Below are 14,568 nucleotides of genomic sequence, written 5' to 3'. Positions count from 1 at the left end.
ATATCGGCCCGTAGCCCCAGCTACGAACCTCCATCGAGGTCCAATTTTCGCCGCATTGCTGCTCGCTCTCGCCTACAAACCAAAACCCAAACAGGCTCTGATAAGATTGAGGGGAACGGGGCTACTCAATCATTGAGAGCATCTCCTCCTCGTTGTAATGGTCGTGCAGTTCGTGCGAGTTAGTCTGGGCGGCGAGGCTGATAAACGCTCGGGGCGTCATATCAGGCACGAAGAAATCGACAGGGTTCACGGTCCCCCCATCTTCTGTTCGCACCTCGTAATGGAGATGCGGCCCCGTTGAGCGTCCGCTATTTCCGGTGTAGCCGATGACCTGTCCTCGCGTCACCTGTGTACCTCGGCGGATACCCTCGGCGGCTTCAGAGAGATGCGCGTATCGGGTGATGTACCCGGTTTCGGGATGTCGAAGATCGATGTAGTTGCCATAAGACGCCGAGTAGCGCGACCGGTGCACGACTCCGTCAGCTGGAGCGATGACTGGCGTACCTATTCGGGCCACGAAGTCAACCCCTGCATGCATGCGGCGCACACCCAGAATGGGATCTGTACGGTAGCCGTAGCTCGATACGATATGCCCGTTCACAGGGCGAAGTACAGGAAGCTGGGCAAGTTTTTTTTCGCGCTGCTCTGCGTAACGTACCAGCTCGCGATAGCTGGCTCCCTGCAACCCCACTTGTCGCTCCATCTTATCGAGTAGCGCTTCTGTTTCGCGCAGTAGCGAGGCCGTACTGCCCTCAAAGCGGTCAAACGCCCGGTACTGGTCGGCCCCCCCAACGCCTACCTGGCGAATGTCATCCGAGATTGGTTCTACCTGAAGAAGCGTGCGATACAGCTCCTCATCCCGTGAGGCCAGCTCGTCGATCTCTTCGGAGAGAAGCTCAAGCTGGCTGCTCGCACGCTCCAACTGACTCTGCAAGGCCTGATTTTCCGTTTGTAGCGCTTGTTCGGTAGGGGTGCGAATAAGCTCGGCGCCCATCGCCCAGGTTAGCACCCCTGCAAGGAGCAACGCAATACCAATGACCCAGGAGTATCGTTTGGCTTTATCTACCGGCCGCTCTTCAATTTCAATAAACGAACACGTTTCAGGATCATAGTAATATTGTTTCTCCTGATTCATACAGAGCCAACGGAAAGAGTGGGGGTGAAATAATCGGTGGGGACCTTGCTGGGAGAGACGTCGCCAATATAGAACGCGGCTAACACCATGTCAAGCTACAAACCGGCAGCGTTACAGGCGCGTGTCGTGATTCTGAGTACAGACTTTTATTTTCGACATAACTGCATAAAGCATAGCTTTTAACGCCACATGGCAGCCATACGCCGATTTTTTTGCGTCTCTTCCGTTAACATGGATTCGCAAGCACTGTACCAGGCTTAGCGTAGCGTACCCTATCAACAGGAACGACACATCTTTCTGCTTGTCTCGCTACTCATAGTCCTGCTCGAAGTACTGAATGCCCCGTCTGGGTCCTTTTCTGCCGGATTGGATCTGGTTGCGGAGGCGTTGCTGAAAGACCTCTTTTGGGTCGTATCCGTAATGGCGTAGTAAATAGTTCATAGCAATCACCTCGCAGATCACCGTAACGCTCTTGCCTGGCGTGATGGGCACGCGCACGCGCGGTAGCTCAACGCCCAGAATCTCGCGCGTGCCTTCAATCATGTCGATCCGCGTGTACGACGTGTTTTCGTCGGCCATCTCCATCTGAACCACGAGCTCTACTCGCTTCTGGAAGCGAATTGCTCGAATCCCAAACATAGCACGGATGTCAACCAGACCAAGTCCACGCACTTCCATAAAGTGCTGTACAAGGTCGGTGCCTGCCCCCATCAGGATTGACGAGTCGCGCCGGGTGACCATGACCACATCGTCGGCCACGAGGCGGTGTCCCCGCTCGATCAGATCGAGTGCAACCTCGCTCTTCCCAATACCCGACGGCCCCGAGAGCAGAAGTCCGATGCCGTACACGTCGACCAGCGAGCCATGTACGGCTTGTTGCGGGGCAAACTGGTCGACGAGCATCGCACGCATGGTGCCCATTGCGTCAACGGTGGGCGTTGGCGTCTGAAAAACGGGAATCTGCGCCTCGGTCGCCATCGCGACCAGGTCTTCGCCGATGGTATTATCGGCTGTGCAGATGATGCAGGGAATGTTGAACTGCGTCAGGTTACCAAAGGCTGCGCGCCGCTCTTTCGGAGCAAGATGCTTCAGATAGCGTGTTTCGGTGTTGCCCAGAACCTGTACCCGCTGGTACGTGAACAGATCAACGTATCCCGCAAGCGCCAATCCCGGACGGTGCAGGTGGTCTTCGCTGATGGTCGCGCACGGCTCGTTGACCGTGTTAAGCGGCGTTAGCGACATCTCAGTGCGATCGTGCAGACGCGCTATAAACGTGTCGACAGAGAGATCTGCATTGGCATCGTCAGATATGTCGGTCATAAAGGTACGTGGGCATGAGTACAGAGAGCACGGTCAATCTGAACAGCGATGCGCCTTTCGAACAACGACGCTCGAACAACGACGCTCGAACAACGGGCTATTGCTATGGGACTTCAACGACGTCGAGTACGTCTTGTACGACATCGGCGGGGGTAATGCCCTGCGCTTCGGCTTCATACGTCACCACCACACGGTGCGGAAGCACATCGGGCGCGATGGCGCGCACGTCGTCGGGCGTCACGTATGCACGGCGCTGCAGGAAGGCATGTCCGCGGGCAGCCAGGTTCAGGTTGATAGAGGCACGCGGCGAGGCACCGTGCTCAATAAGCATGCTGATGCGGTCGGCCTCATACGACGCTGGGGTGCGCGTGGCCATCACCAGATCTACGATGTACTGCTCCACCCGCTCATCCATATACAGATCGTTGAGTACGCTGCGCGCCCGCAGGACCTGATCAGGCGTTGTAACAGACTCCACGGATGGGCGCGCGTCGGTGTGGGCCATGCGGCGCATAATCTCAAGCTCTTCGCGGTGCGACGGGTAAGGCACTTGCACCTTCATCATGAAGCGGTCGACCTGGGCTTCGGGCAAGGGATACGTTCCTTGTTGCTCGATCGGGTTCTGCGTGGCCAGCACCAGAAAGGGGTCGTCGAGCGGAAAGGTCTGATCGCCGATCGTGACTTGCCGCTCCTGCATGCTCTCAAGCAGCGCGCTCTGCACCTTGGCAGGCGAGCGGTTGATCTCATCCGCCAGGATGATATTGGAGAAGATGGGGCCCTTTTCGATGGTAAACGAACCGGTGTGCTGATTGTAGACGAGCGTTCCGAGCACGTCGGCCGGCAGCAGGTCGGGGGTGAACTGGATGCGTTGAAATGAGGTGCCGATGCACTGCGCCAGCATCCGCACGGTCAGGGTCTTGGCAAGCCCCGGCACCCCCTCCAGAAGCACATGGCCGTTTCCGATGAGTCCGATGAGCAGCCGCTCTACCATATGCGACTGCCCTACCACAACGCGCTGCATCTCTTCGGTCACCTCGCGCAAGAAGGCGCCTTCACGCACCACACGCTCTTTGATGGCAGTCAGGTCGGTATCAGGCATCAGGTATGGGGGCGGCTACAGAGGAAGGAACGATACGGAGTGGTGAAACGCCGACTCGTACCGTTCGGCCAGCGTTTCGATGTGGTTGCGATACGTGGGCACGCGCCCAATCGTGAGCACATAGCCGTTGCGCCCGGTCATGCCCGCTCCGTACAGACCTGCTTCGGTATACTGCTCGGCATGCTGCACCAGGAAGTCTGCGGCAGCAGTGGTGCCCTGCCAGACCGTCTGGAGTGAGGTATGGGTCATATGAAGGAGCGCCCCGGTCATCTGTCCGTCGCCATGACGCAGCGCTACAACATGTTTCTGCACCCGCCGGTTCTCGGTGACGAGGTGACGCACGACCGCCTGATGCGGAGGCCCGACCAGGTTCAGCGCCCGGTCGAGCGAGCGGTGCTCCAGCGTGTTAAACGACGCCAGGTCAGCGAAATCCTCAGTCTGCTGCAGCGCGTCCAGCGCTTCGCGCACCTGCTGCTTGCGCGTATAATGCACGTCGGGGGTCTCCTGGGCTGGAGGCCCGGCATCAAAAAAGCCCCATTGCAGCGAAGGGGCATGCGACGACGGAACCGGAATCACCTCGCGCGCTGGCGTATCGACGAGAAGAAACGGGGCAAGTCTTCCATTCTGATGGGAAGCCGCACTCACCGCCAGCGGGTACGCGGTGCTGTATGGCAGGCCGAGCGCCTCGGGCAGCGCCGCGCGCGCAATCTGCGTGAAAGACGCACCGGTAAACGGGGGGGCCTTTTCGTCTTTGCGGGCAAAGTGGTTGAGCGCCAGGTAGACAGCACGCGCCAGCGCCACAGCATAGGCATCCTGACACGAGTCGGGCAGGCTGTCGACGATCGCCATGTTAAGGGCCGGTGGCGGCTCCGTGCAGGCGTTCAACACCGACCGGACAATGCGCACAGCGATCGAATCATCTGGGCGCGGCGTGGCCTCGAACGGCACAGCCACACGGGCCGGGGCGCCTTCTTCGGCTACGCGCCCTACGCCCGACACCCGCCGTGCCGCAATCGCCACACCGTAGGGCATCGCAGCAAAGAGCGCAAAGCCCTCACTGTAATGCGTATGGTCGGCCTGGATCGCCATCGGGGCCTGCTGGTAGGTGGTCCACGCAGACGTAGCGCCCCGCTCAAAGTGCTCATCAAACAGCGCGCGGGCGTCTTCTGTAGCCGATCGTGCCACGTGGTCTACGTCGGGCGGGCGAATCTGCGAAGCGGTGGGGCGCATAGCGGTGGGGGTCGGTCGGTGCGCGGAAGCAACGGGAAGGTCCAGAGAGTTAAGTGGATCCACAAAAGAACCTTTGATTATGTCATTGCGAGGAGCGCCAGCGACGTGGCGTTGTGAGCGCAGCGAGGAAGTGCTTTTAGTGTGCAATCTTGTGCCTTCTAAGCAGAATAAACCGCTCTAACGAGGCCGTGAGATCGCACCCCAGGAGTACTCGGGCTCCGCCCAGCGCCGCGTCGGTCGCACGCTCCCTCCTCGCGATGACAAGGTGTACATGTATTTTTGCTGACCTACTTAGCTCGTGAAACGGTCGCCCGGCGCCAGGTCGTACCCGTTTACGAAAGCCTCAGCAGGCAGGCGCTTCTTGCCCGGCTGCTGGATGGTTTCAAGCGCAACCGCTCCGGTTCCGCAGGCCACATGCAAGACACCATCGGTGGAGAGCACCGTGCCGGGCGCCCTGTTTGCATTTACGTCCTGCTCGGCGAGCCGCGACGACCGGTACACCTTCAGACGCACGTCGTCGTGAAGCGTCCACGCACCGGGAATGGGCGAGAGGCCGCGAATGTGGTTATGCACGGCCTCCGCCGACTTATCCCATGGAATCCCGGCCTCCTCGGCGTGTACTTTCGGGGCGGGGCTTGCGTCTTCGTCATTCTGGGGGATGCGGGGCGCGGTGCCGGCTTCGATAAGTTCTACCGTTTCGACAACGGCCTCAGCGCCCAGGTGCATCATGCGGTCGTGCACGTCGCCCGTGGTTTCATCTGGCCCGATAGGCATTCGCTTCTTCAGGATGATATCGCCGGTATCGACAGCCGGCTCCAGAAAGAAGGTCGTAACGCCTGTTTCTGTCTCCCCGTTCATCACCGCCCGGTGGATGGGCGCTGCCCCTCGATACGCCGGAAGCAGCGACCCGTGCAGGTTAAACGCCCCCTGCAACGGGATGGCGAGCAACGAAGACGGCAGGATCTTGAATGCAACAACCACAAAGCAGTCGGGCGACCGCGACCGCATCGCTTCTTCGAACGATGCGCTACGCACCGAATCCGGCTGCACAATGTCGTCGATACCGATGCGCTGTGCCGCCTTCTTAACGGCGGTCGGGCGCAGCGACTGCCCCCGTCCCCGACCCCGATCGGGACCTGTAACGACGGTCTGGGGCGTGTATCCGGCCTCCGAAAGCGCTTCGAGCGAGGGCACCGCAAATTCGGGGGTCCCCATAAAAACGATGTTCATGCGCAGTAGAAACAGTTAACTATAACCGAAAGAGAATCTTTAAGTGTGTCATTGCGAGGAGCGTCAGCGACGTGACGCTGTGAGCACAGCGAAGAAGTGCTCTTGGAGTGCTCGGACTCCGCCCAGCGCCGCGTCGGTCGCACGCTCCCTTCTCGCGATGACAGAGTGTAAACGTATTTTTGGCGATCTACTTAAACTTACTTAATCGGTGTGCAAGTTTTCCATCATCCTTTTGGGTGCACATCCCCCTTTGTCGCTACGCGACATTTCCCCCTTCGCGAAGGGGGAACCCCCGAACAGCGTAAGAGAATGGGGGGATGTCAGGACGGCGTATTCGGCCACAAGGCCATGAGGAGCGCATAGCACAGGTACGAGGGGCTTGGGAATAGTAGCGTGAGTAGCACGCCAAAGCAACTATTCGTCGCCGAACAGCGCCTCCACAAATCCTTTGCGGTCGAAGACCTGCAGGTCGTCAATATCTTCGCCAACCCCGATGTACTTAACCGGCACCTGAAACTGATGCGACACGCCGATAACAACGCCACCCTTGGCCGTGCCATCAAGCTTCGTAAGCGCCAGCCCCGTTACGTCTACGCTGTTGGTGAACTCCTCGGCCTGGCGGATCGCGTTCTGCCCGGTTGAGGCGTCGAGCACGAGAAGCACCTCGTGCGGAGCGTCAGGTATCTTGCGCCCCATAACGCGCTTCATCTTGCTCAGCTCGTCCATGAGCCCGCCTTTGGTATGCAAGCGCCCGGCGGTATCGATAAGGGCAACGTCGGCATCGCGTGCAACCGCCGCCTCGATCGTGTCAAACGCGACCGCGGCTGGGTCGGAGCCGTGCCTCTGTTTGATGATGGGTACATCAGCGCGTTCCGACCAGATTTCGAGCTGCTCGATAGCCGCAGCACGGAAGGTGTCTCCGGCTCCCATGATCACAGACTTTCCGGCTTGCTTGTACCGGTAGGCCATCTTGCCGATGGTGGTTGTCTTTCCAACGCCGTTTACCCCGACCACCATAATAACATGTGGCTTATTGGGGAGTTCAGCGTTGAAGTCAGCCGGACGCTCTTCCTCTTTCTCCAGCATGAGCTTCGCGATCTCCTCGCGGATCATGCTGTTGAGCTCACTCGTCGACACGTACTGGTCGCGCGCTACGCGCGACTCAATGTGGTCGATGATGTCGAGCGTAGTGTCTACGCCAACATCGCTGGTAACGAGCATCTCCTCCAGGTCATCCAACAGGGCGGCATCCACCGTGTCTTTGCCCCGGACGAGCCGGTTCAGCTTGCCCATGAAGCTGCTCCGGGTCTTGTCCATACCCTCATCCAGCTTTTCCTGCTCTTCTTCGGTGTTGCGGTTCGTAAATCGGTCCAGAAAACCCATACGCGGCCAGCAATAGGCAAATCAATGAAAAGAGAAAACGGAGATATATGGTGCTATTCAATCAGTATCTGCAGCGTGTTACGCGCTCCCCCTATGAAGGGTTGGAAGACGGCGTACTTGGGGCGGTACTGCCCTCTGTAGAATCGCTTACCGCGGGGCTTTTGCCCGTGGACTCGCTGGGGCCGGGCCCTTTGCTCGCGCCACGTGGCGGGGTGTCGGAGGGGGCTCGCCCCGAGCCCAAATCAAGCTGGTAGGCCTTCCGCTGCCCGTCGGGCATGCGAGCCGTACGCACGAAGTGCCAGGTGTACACAAGAAACGAGACCACAAGCAGCGCAGCCGTCATGTACACGCAGACCATGAGCACGGGCATATCGGCCCGCAGCAGAGCTGCAAGCACGGTGATGGCCAGCCAGGTGGTGGCCGCCTTGCCCAGCCAGGCGCTCATCACGATCTTGCCAACCCGCCGTGCCAGCAAGGCACTTCCTCCTACGATGGCAGCATCGCGCGCCACAACCAAGACCAGAAACCAGACCGGCAGGTTCGGCTCCGACGCCCGAAACGTAAGCGCAAGCACCGCAAGTCCACCCGCCACCTTATCGGCAAGTGGGTCAAGCACCTTGCCCCACTCCGACACGGTACCAAGCCAGCGCGCCAGCCGCCCGTCAAACCAGTCGGTTAGAATAGCAACGAGGACCAGCCCCACGACCCACTCCAGCGGACCGTCTTGCCAGATCAACCAGGCAATCGGAAAGACCAACACCAGCCGAAGCAGGCTCAGTGTGTTGGGCACCGTCCAAAACCGTCCCATGTCTGGCCAGTCGTTGGCACGTGTGGTCATAGCGGGATCTTTTGTGAAACATGCAACCGGTAATATGCAACGCACTCTTCGTTATAGAAAGCACAAACAGGCAGCGCTTCCACAAATCCACTAAAACTTTCTCCCTTCAGAAGTGCCCGGCGCACACGCCTTCGTGAAAACTTTTGAGGATTGCCGCTCGAATAACGGCTGGCGCTTGCACCCGGAGTGCCCGCTGGGTACGATACTCGCACCATGCATGCGCTCTCTTGTATCGGCATCTTCTGTGCTGTCGTTGCCTGCTGTCGCTTCGTTCTGTCGTTTCGTTCTGTCGTTTCGTGCTATCTCTCTGGCGATGCTGCCTTGCTCTCCATGCTGACCTCCCTGTGCATTGTCGCTTTTCTCGTGCAAGCGGGCTACCTGGGGTGGCTCCTTATGGGGACGCCCGCCCTTCCGCCCCGCTCACTCTGTCGTCAAGCGAACCCGGCCCTCTTCCGGCGCTCACCGTAATTATCGCCGTGCGGAACGAACGCCCCCATCTACCGGCGCTGACCCAGGCGCTCCATAGCCAAACGCACCAGGCCATGCACATCGTGTGGGTCAACGACCACTCTTCCGATGGGAGCGCTGCATGGCTGGATGCGTACGCCGCCGACTACCCGAACGTACAGGTCGTGCACCATACCGGCACGCCGGGCAAGAAGCATGCGCTCGGCGCGGGCATTCAGGCTGCACCTACGACGCATCTTGCATTCACCGATGCCGACTGCATCCCACCGCCCACCTGGCTCGAAACGCTCGCCCGCATCCACCAGAAATACCGTGATGAGCAAGCTGACGGAGCGCAATCTTCGCCTGTGCTTGTCGGGCCCAGCCTGTTGGATACGCCACGCGGACTGCTGCAGCGGCTGGCGGGATACGAAACATGGACGGCCCAGATCGCGATGCTGGCTGCGGCCCAGCACGGCCATCCGTACATGGCAGTCGGGCGCAACATCAGCTACAGCGGGGCTGCATACCACCGGGTGAGCGGACACGATGCACACAGCGTGCTGCTGAGTGGCGACGACGATCTGTTTGTGCAGGCAGCGCATGCGCGGGGGCTCCCCGTGCGTGCGGTATGGCGCGCAGACGCGCAGGTGCCAACGGCCCCGCCGACTTCATGGAGCCGCTGGCTGCGTGCTCAGCGCCGCCATACCTCTACCGGGCGTGCATACGCCCGAGGGCCAGCCCTACACCTGACGGCATACTACGCGTCGGCGCTTCTGCTGTGGATGGCTCCGCTACTTGCCGGGCCTGTGGGGGCTGGCCTGCTTGCGCTTCGCCTCATTGGCATCAGTCACCTGTTGCATCGCGGCGCCAACGTTCTGCGCGCCGATGCTCCCACTGTGCTTTTCCCGCTGTGGGATGCTGCTCATACCGTGCTCCGCATCGGTACGTCGGCAGCCGGGCTGCTTGTACCGCCGACGAGGTGGTCTTCCCGCTGAACGCCCAGCAGCATCTGAGGCGCGCGCCCTACTCTTCGACGGCAGCTTCAGAGCCTGCGTGCTGCTTATCGCCGACCGCCTCGCGCAGAAACCGCACGACAAAGCGGTCGGTCCAGTGCCAGGTGTGGGCAGCCTCAGGGTGAAACACCGGATCTGCCCGGTCGAACCCGAGCGGCAAGTCGTTGGCGCGGAAGCGCTTGAGCAGAAAACGACCGCGGTGCAGGTTGCCTTTGCTGCCATCGCTGGGCGCGCAGGCAATCCAGTAGGTGGTGCGACGAAGCTTCTGAAGCATTGACGGCGAGGCCGCGGCAAGCATGTCGGTCGGATTCCAGCGCTGCATGGCGTCTTGATCGCGCGGTTTCCCGAGCGCCGGGTCAAAGATCGAAGCCTCGCCCCAGATGCGATCGGTGCAGGCGGTTGCTGTGCTTTCTGAGGCGCTTTTTGGGGCGCTTTTTGAGGCGTTCTTAGACGTGATGCGTGGATCGCGGTGCCCGGGCCACATGAAGAGGCTGTCGTACATCGCAGCATGTGCAAAGTAGCCAGGGCGCTTCATCGCCAGCAGATGCACGGTGTATCCCCCGAGCGAAAACCCGGCCATTAGACGTGGACTGTCCGCGAGATGCGGGTAGTCGGCATCTACAGACGGTAGCAGTTCCTCATTCAAGTAGGTCCAGAACTGTCCGCTCCCGAGGCCTTGCATCGAACGCTTCCACGTGCCGACCATGTTGATGCCAAGCGAGGGCACATGGTTGTTGGCGCTGTTCAGTCCGGGCATCACGACGATCATCGGTGGCAGCAGTCCTTCCGCGACGCAGGTGTCAATATCCTGGATGGCGGTAGCGTGGCTGCGCGAGTCGTCCTCCTGCATGTTGACCCATTCGCGCTCGTGGCCGCGAAAGGCGTAGAGCACCGGCGGCGCGTCTGCATCGGCCAGGCCGGGCGCTTCATAGACGTAGTAGGGCTTGGAGATGCCAAGCGCCCGAGAGCGCAGCCGCCGCATGCGAAGGCGTCCGTGCAGGCGGTCTTCGTGCCATGACAGGATGCGAGACGGGGGGACAATAGGCATGGAGGGGGGGCGTTCAGGAAGAAGAAGACGTGGCTGCGATGCTGTGCCGGTGCTATGCTACCGCTGCCGGGTATGTAGCCGCTACCGCGCGGCGCAAAAACGTCGGGATGATGGTCTCATAGGCAGGCGTCAGGTACTGTTTGTCGTCGAGCCGGTCGATGAGGCGCTGGTACCGCGCTTCCGAAAACGCGCTGACGACTTTGCTACGCTGCTTTGGGCGGCGAAAGTGGACCAGCATGCCTTCGGGGTCGGCCTCCGGATGAAACTGCAGGCCGACCATCTCGGGCGACAGGCGCACGCCCATGAGGGCCCGTTCGTATGGATACTCAGGGTAGGGCTGCTCACGAGCCAGCAGCTTGGCTCCCAGTTGGGCCACGCGCTCGTGATCCGGCTGTACGACCTGCCACCGCCGGAAGTCCGCCGCGTAGAACGGGTCATTCAGCCCGTCAAAGAGGGGCTCGTCGAATCCCCCTGAAAGCCGGTGCACCTCAAAAATCCCGAACGACTGGGCCGGGCGCTCGGTGACCTCCCCAATGCCGAAGTGGCGGCAGAGCAGCTGAAACGAGTGGCAGATAAACAGCGCGTGCTTTTTCGGCGCTGCTGTCGTGTTGTGGCGATAGAGCGCATCCAGCCAGTTAAAATAGGCGGCCTCCCAGGGCTCGTCGAGTCCATCCCACGGACTGCCCGGCCCGCCGGTAGAGATGTATGCATCGTAGTCCAGCCCAGGCACCTCGGCGTGCTGGCGCACATCAAAGATGTCGTAGGTGATGGGGATCGAGAGCGCAGGATCGGCCTTGCCCTCCAGGAAGTCGCGAATACAGCGCATGCCCTGGTTGGGCTCGCCGTCGTATAGATCGAGCACCGCCACGCGTAGGGGCCGTGCGTCAGGAGTTTGCATGATACGTATTGCGTAGAATGAACATAGGAAGCGTGCCGCCGCCCGCAGTCACGTTGGCCAGGTCCGACCCTGAGATGCGGGTCAGGCAGCCGCCCATCAGCGGCCCGTTGATGTACGGATCGAGATCGATAATAGAGGGCACCTTCTTCCAGCCGCGGTCGGTCTGCATGAGAAACGGCTCGCGGTGGATGTCGACTGTTTCCTGGATGACGTGCCCGGCCGCGACGCCCTCCTCGATGGCAGCATCCCACTCCGAGGGCGTAGAGGCAAAGCCGAGCGTTACGCCCGACCCGCCGTACGCGTCGTTGGGCTTAATCACAAAGTAGCGCTGGTTCTGGAGCGCAAAGTCGAGCAGGTCGATCGTTAACCCGCGAAACTCCGTGGTACGCGGGCGCAGCCGGCGCGTCCATGGAATGTGCCGTTGGATGGCCTGGCGCTGCGGTGCGTCGAGCACCTTGGTGTACTGCTCGTCGGTCAGAAAGGAAAAAATCGCCTTCTTGTGGACAAGCTTGGAGCGGAACGTGTTCAGGTAGCAGGTCTTCTGTGCGCGGTAGCCCTCCACATACGGCTGGCAGTCGTCTCGGATCTCGTAGAACTCGTTCATCAGAAGACGCCGGTACAGGATATCAATCTTCGTGCCATTCGCGTAGATCCAGCCATCGCGGCAGTCTAATTCACGCGGATCGACTACCACGCAGCCATAGCCAAGCCGCTGCAGGTACGTCTTGATCAGATCGAACTCGTGGGTCGTAGGCACATCCTCCAGCCGGTCTACGATGGCAAACGTAGGCTGCAGCTTGTCGCCGTCGAACTCGTCGTGGTAGATGCGCAGGAATGCCTGCACCGAGTGCTGCAGCGGCGACACGAAGCGCACCGGAAACTGCTCGGTGAACGCCTGGAAGATCGGCAGGTCGCGGTATATCTTCGCGAGCTCATTCACGTAAGCCATTCCGGCCGGACTCTCGCCGTTGAACTCGACAAACTTAAACGACCGCTCTGTCAGAAATGCGTCGAGGCGAGCGTTGGCTGCCAGGTGGATGACGCGGGTCGGGAGGGCCGCGAGCTCAATCTCCCACGGCTCCATGCCGAGCTCCTCGCGCAGCAGCGTTTCATCGTTGAAGAAGGTCGACGCGATGCGGAGGATGGCTTGCCGGATCAGGTAGACCGTGTCTTGTACATCGGCATACATCGCCTCCGTCAGAAACGTGGGGCGCAGGCTGTTGGCCATCGGACGCCCCCCAAACAGGGCGCGGCGCTCGTGCTGCTGCATGCGCAGCTGCTCCAGCTGGTTCTCGGCGGCAGTAAGATCACGCTCGATGAGTGCGTGGTAGTGGTCAATGGCGGGCTGTAGGTGCTGCCGCATAGGATAGGGGGAGCAACAAGAAGAGGCAACGAACGAGCGGTGCTGTGTCGCACCAGAATGTTGGGGGATAGCGGAGCCCAGCCTCCCCTTGGATACGATCTCTCGACGCGGTGTACAGGGTTCTTTTTTCCTTTGCTGATCGCCTTGGCGCCGAATACGCGGCTCTGACAGCCCCTATTTCCTCACGGTGTTTGGGCGGTTTGCCCTCCGAAAGAGGAAATGTCGCGCAGCGAAAAGACAATAGAAAAACTTGCCCATGCCGTTACTCAAAGCATTGATCTGCGCCACAACAGTAGGGGGTGCAGGCGTTACGATTGGGCGTTACGATTCGAGGCTACGACTCAGACACGCCCGGGTAGAGCGCCCCTTGCGTCGAAAACTGCTTGGCCGGACGATCGTCGAGGGCTTTCTCGACGGCGAACTCGGCGAGGGCATCTATTATCCAGGCGAAGTTCTCGGGACCCACGGAGTGGTAGTCGGCGTCGGGGGCCGGATTCATGAAGTCGATGGCGTACGGCACGCCGTCTCGCACTGCCAGCTCAACGGTGTTCATGTCGTAGCCCAGCGTGCGGCAGATAGCCAGCACATCGCGCTCCAGCTTCTTGCGGAGCCCCTCCTCAATCGGATCCGACGATACGGCCGAGTACCGCTCGTGCATAGGCACCGACGGGTTGTACCGCATAATGTGCGCCTTCTTCTGCCCGATTCCGTAGCACCGGAAGTACGACTCAAACTCGATGCCCTCTTGCAGCATCATGCAGTCGACGCCCGACTGGTCGTACGCCGCGTGAAACTCGCCTGGCGTCGTCACCCGTGTTACATCGCGCCAGCCGCCGCCGTCGAACGGCTTCAGAAACGCCGGAAAGCCGACGTACTCAAAGACGTCATCCCAGTCGATCGGGTGCTCCAGGTTGCGAAAGCTCTTGCCTGACGTGTTTGGCGGACGCTCTTTGTGGGGCAGGATGACGCTGCGCGGCACGGCTACGCCAACCGACTCGGCGATCACATTGTCGATGAACTTGTCGTCGGCGCTCCACCAGAACGGGTTGTTGATGATGTACGTGCCTTTCAGCGCGGCCCACTTCAGGTACGAGCGGTAGAAGGGCACCTCGTGCGAGATGCGATCGATGATAACGTCGTACTTGGGCGCGGCATCCATCCGGACGGCCCCGACCTCTACGAACGACGCTTCCACGTTCTGGTCGCCGTAGTTTTCGTTGATGAACGGAATAAGCGCATCCGGAAAGGTCGTTTCCTCGCCGCGAAGAATGCCGATGTGATGGGTGGTGCTCATAGTGTGGCTAAGATACTTAATTCAAAAGATGGTGCAGTTGGCACGCGATGCTACACAAGCGATGCTTCATAAGCGATGCTACGGGCACCGCTTCAACGTAGTACTGTGTCACAGCTCAATCTTCGGGTAACGCATGTACCCTCTGACGTACCTAAACTAACTCACGTCCTTGTCATTGCGAGCGGAGCGAAGCAATCTCATTGCTGCCAGACCGGATGTAGCCGCCCAATCCACGGCATGAGATCGCCGCGTCAGTCGCAGGGCTCC

The 14,568-nt window shown here is 60.2% G+C and carries 12 protein-coding genes; 1 reads left to right on the top strand and 11 read right to left on the bottom strand.

The features are described 5' to 3' along the window. Positions 1-121 precede the first annotated feature (121 nt). The 7 genes from PPP56_RS03295 to PPP56_RS03265 form a co-directional block, all read right to left on the bottom strand. A complete protein-coding gene (locus tag PPP56_RS03295; RefSeq protein WP_353562610.1) occupies positions 122-1,135 on the bottom strand; it encodes a peptidoglycan DD-metalloendopeptidase family protein in 1,014 nt (337 codons plus the stop codon). 309 nt (positions 1,136-1,444) lie between these two features. Further along, positions 1,445-2,455, bottom strand: coding sequence for an HPr(Ser) kinase/phosphatase (hprK, locus tag PPP56_RS03290; RefSeq protein WP_353562609.1), 1,011 nt, complete (start codon positions 2,453-2,455; stop codon positions 1,445-1,447). A 103-nt stretch (positions 2,456-2,558) separates the two neighbouring features. Further along, positions 2,559-3,554, bottom strand: a complete 996-nt coding sequence (locus PPP56_RS03285; RefSeq protein WP_353562608.1) for an AAA family ATPase — start codon at positions 3,552-3,554, stop codon at positions 2,559-2,561. A 15-nt stretch (positions 3,555-3,569) separates the two neighbouring features. Beyond that, positions 3,570-4,784, bottom strand: a complete 1,215-nt coding sequence (locus tag PPP56_RS03280; protein WP_353562607.1) for a hypothetical protein — start codon at positions 4,782-4,784, stop codon at positions 3,570-3,572. A 291-nt stretch (positions 4,785-5,075) separates the two neighbouring features. Continuing rightward, positions 5,076-6,014 (bottom strand): methionyl-tRNA formyltransferase, encoded by a 939-nt coding sequence (gene fmt, locus PPP56_RS03275; RefSeq protein WP_353562606.1) that lies wholly within the window; start codon positions 6,012-6,014, stop codon positions 5,076-5,078. A 414-nt stretch (positions 6,015-6,428) separates the two neighbouring features. Continuing rightward, complete coding sequence (gene ftsY, locus PPP56_RS03270; protein WP_353562605.1) at positions 6,429-7,397, bottom strand: signal recognition particle-docking protein FtsY; 969 nt, start codon at positions 7,395-7,397, stop codon at positions 6,429-6,431. Positions 7,398-7,488: 91 nt separating this feature from the next. After that, positions 7,489-8,235 carry a CDP-alcohol phosphatidyltransferase family protein gene (locus PPP56_RS03265; protein WP_353562604.1) on the bottom strand — a complete coding sequence of 249 codons (747 nt, stop codon included), beginning with the start codon at positions 8,233-8,235 and terminating at the stop codon, positions 7,489-7,491. A gap of 383 nt (positions 8,236-8,618) precedes the next feature. Here PPP56_RS03265 and PPP56_RS03260 point away from each other — a divergent pair, with 383 nt between their 5' ends. Continuing rightward, positions 8,619-9,680, top strand: a complete 1,062-nt coding sequence (locus PPP56_RS03260) for a glycosyltransferase (protein WP_353562603.1) — start codon at positions 8,619-8,621, stop codon at positions 9,678-9,680. A gap of 28 nt (positions 9,681-9,708) precedes the next feature. Here PPP56_RS03260 and PPP56_RS03255 read toward each other — a convergent pair whose 3' ends face one another. The 4 genes from PPP56_RS03255 to PPP56_RS03240 all read right to left on the bottom strand — a co-directional run bounded on the left by PPP56_RS03255 (position 9,709) and on the right by PPP56_RS03240 (position 14,301). After that, complete coding sequence (locus PPP56_RS03255) at positions 9,709-10,746, bottom strand: alpha/beta hydrolase (RefSeq protein WP_353562602.1); 1,038 nt, start codon at positions 10,744-10,746, stop codon at positions 9,709-9,711. A gap of 52 nt (positions 10,747-10,798) precedes the next feature. Further along, the gene (locus tag PPP56_RS03250; protein ID WP_353562601.1) at positions 10,799-11,644 is read right to left on the bottom strand and encodes a type 1 glutamine amidotransferase; all 846 of its coding nucleotides are present in this window, start codon (positions 11,642-11,644) and stop codon (positions 10,799-10,801) included. Further along, positions 11,631-13,007: a hypothetical protein gene (locus tag PPP56_RS03245; RefSeq protein ID WP_353562600.1), complete on the bottom strand. Its 1,377-nt coding sequence runs from the start codon at positions 13,005-13,007 to the stop codon at positions 11,631-11,633. The genes PPP56_RS03250 and PPP56_RS03245 overlap by 14 nt, the downstream gene beginning before the upstream one ends. A 334-nt stretch (positions 13,008-13,341) precedes the next feature. Continuing rightward, entirely contained in the window at positions 13,342-14,301 is a 960-nt protein-coding gene (locus PPP56_RS03240) for an ATP-grasp domain-containing protein (RefSeq protein WP_353562599.1), read from the bottom strand. Positions 14,302-14,568 lie beyond the last annotated feature (267 nt).

It is taken from the genome of Longimonas sp. (genome assembly GCF_040409695.1).
Classification (GTDB): domain Bacteria; phylum Bacteroidota; class Rhodothermia; order Rhodothermales; family Salinibacteraceae; genus Longimonas.
Note: the sequence above shows the minus strand (reverse complement) of the source record. Positions and strands in the feature narration are given on the sequence as shown.